This window comes from Mycobacterium sp. (assembly GCF_036273375.1).
In the GTDB taxonomy this organism is placed as follows: Bacteria; Actinomycetota; Actinomycetes; order Mycobacteriales; family Mycobacteriaceae; genus Mycobacterium.
Map to the genome: position 1 here is coordinate 1 of NZ_DASUHS010000118.1, position 2,309 is coordinate 2,309.

Genomic DNA, 2,309 nt, shown 5'->3' on the forward strand with positions numbered 1-2,309 from the left:
GGTCATGGCGAGGTTCCTTTCGGGATGAGCGCAAAGAACAGGTCTTCCAGTGAGGTTGATCGGGTGCGGCCGATCAGTTGAGATATCGGGCCGTGGGCGATGAGCCGTCCACCGTTGATGATGATCACGTCGTCGACGGTCTGCGCCATTTCGGCGAGCAGGTGGCTGGACACCAGCACGGTGCGTCCCTGGTTGGCCAGGCCGCGCAGCAATGTCCGCAGCCACAGCACTCCGGCCGGGTCGAGGCCGGTGGCGGGCTCGTCCAGCACGAGCGTGTCCGGGTCACCGAGGAGGGCCGCGGCCAGGCCTAACCGCTGCCGCATGCCCATCGAATAGCCGCCGACCTTCCGTGCGGCGGCACCGGTCAAGCCGACCACGTCGATGAGTTCGTCGGCCCGCCCGAGGGGAATATCGCCGAGTAGGCACAGCACCCGCAGCGCATCCCGCCCGCTGCGACGCGGGTGAAACACGGCCGAGTCGGTCATGGCGCCGATCAGCCGGGACGGATGATCCAGTTCCGCGTAGGGCAGGCCGTCGATCGTCGCGGTTCCTGCCGATGGCCTGGTCAGGCCGACCAGCATCCGCAGCGTGGTGGACTTCCCGGCACCGTTTGGTCCCAGCAAGCCGGTGATCTTCCCTGGTTCGAGGCTGACGGTGAGGTCGTCAACCGCGGTGACAGGTCCGTAGCGTTTGGTGAGGTGGTCGAAGCAAATCCGGGCCATCGCTGGCGCTCCTTGTCGCGGTCCGTGAGGTTGTCACGGTCGATGGTCGGGTCGGGCGCCCATGCCGCGCGTCGTCCTGCAGCAGGCACCTGCGGCTACTCCCCGGGGAGTAGTTGTACTGCTCAGGACGGGTTGGATCCGGGCACGACCAAGCCGTACTCGTAGGCCGCGATGACCAGCTGACTGCGATCACGCATCCCCAGCTTGGTCAAGATTCTGCTCACGTGCGTCTTCGCGGTGAAGATGCTGATCACGAGCCGCTCGGCGATCTCGGTGTTCGTCAAGCCGTGTCCCACCAGCCCGAGCACTTCGATCTCCCGAGCGGTGAGCAGCTCCGCGATCCGGCGAGTTGGCGTCCTAGGGGTCGGGCGGGCGGCGAACTCGGCGATCAGCCGCCGGGTCACCTGCGGATCGAGCAGGGCGCCGCCGTCCGCGACGACCCGGATCGCGGCGAGCAGCTGCTCCGGGCTGGTGTCTTTGAGCAGGAATCCCGACGCCCCAGCGCGCAGCGCCCGGTAGACGTAGTCGTCTAGATCGAAGGTGGTCAGCACGATCACCCGAACCGCCTGGGTTGCCTCCTCACCGGCAATGCGCCGGGTCGCGTCGATCCCGTCGAGAACCGGCATCCGCACGTCCATCAGCAACACATCCGGCCGTTGCTGCCGAGCCACCGCGACCGCCTGCGCGCCGTTGGACGCCTCGCCCACAAATTCCAGGTCGGGTGCCAACGAAATCTGCACCCGCAACCCACTGCGAATGATCGCCTGATCATCGGCTACCGCGACCCGAATCGTCATCGCCGACTCCCTCGCATCGGCAGCGTCGCCCGAACCTCCCAGCCCGGCCCGTCGGCCGGCGGGCCAACGCACAGCTCGCCGCCCACCGCCGCCGCTCGTTCCCGCATGCCGCGGATACCGTGCCCCTCCGCCGCCGGCCCGGCCGTGCCCCCGTCAAGCACCAGCACGGTCAACACGTCACCAACGTCGACGCGCACCCACACCGATTCGGACCCCGAATGCCGAAACGCATTGGTCAACGCCTCCTGCACGATCCGGTACGCGGCCTCGCCGGTCGGCTGCGGCACCGACCCGAGGTCACCGTCAACCGTCATCCGAACGTCGAATCCCGCGCTGCGGGCCGCGTCGGCCAACGCCGGCAGGTCACCAAGGTTGACCTCATCAGGCCGGTCCCGCAGCACCCCGACCAGCCACCGCACCTCGCGCAGCACGCCGCGGCCGGCCTGCTCGATGCTCAACAAAGCCCGCCGCACCTCCTCCTCCGCTCCGGCCGCGAGCGCCATCCGCCCGGTACCGGCCTGCACGGTGATCCCGCCCAGACCGTGACCCACCACATCGTGCAGGTCGCGGGCGATCCGCAACCGCTCCTCCAACACCGCGGAGCGCCGCATCGCCTCAACCCGGATCTGCCGGGCGCCGACCAACACCCCGCCCAACACCGCCAGCACAAGCAGCACCGCGTAGCTGCCGGCCAGATCCGCCGCACCCGTCACCAGCACCGTCCCGACCACCACCGCGACCGCCAGCAGGCTCGCCACCACGCCGCGGACCATCGGTGCGTACCGTGCGG

Annotated in this window: 3 protein-coding genes; all 3 read right to left on the bottom strand. The window is 69.0% G+C overall.

Annotated elements, in window-relative coordinates:
- Nucleotides 1–2: 2 nt before the first annotated feature.
- Nucleotides 3–722, bottom strand: a complete 720-nt coding sequence (locus tag VFW69_RS11835; protein ID WP_526501398.1) for an ATP-binding cassette domain-containing protein — start codon at nt 720–722, stop codon at nt 3–5.
- A gap of 122 nt (nt 723–844) precedes the next feature.
- Entirely contained in the window at nt 845–1,519 is a 675-nt protein-coding gene (locus VFW69_RS11840; RefSeq protein ID WP_526501400.1) for a response regulator transcription factor, read from the bottom strand.
- A partial coding sequence (locus VFW69_RS11845) for a sensor histidine kinase (RefSeq protein WP_526501402.1) occupies nt 1,516–2,309 on the bottom strand: 794 nt, incomplete at its 5' end. The genes VFW69_RS11840 and VFW69_RS11845, both read right to left, overlap by 4 nt.

Excerpts from the sequence above, each read along its gene's own strand:
- VFW69_RS11835 (WP_526501398.1), bottom strand. The coding sequence starts at position 722 with ATGGCCCGGATTTGCTTCGACCACCTCACCAAACGCTACGGACCTGTC.
- VFW69_RS11840 (WP_526501400.1), bottom strand. The coding sequence starts at position 1,519 with ATGACGATTCGGGTCGCGGTAGCCGATGATCAGGCGATCATTCGCAGT.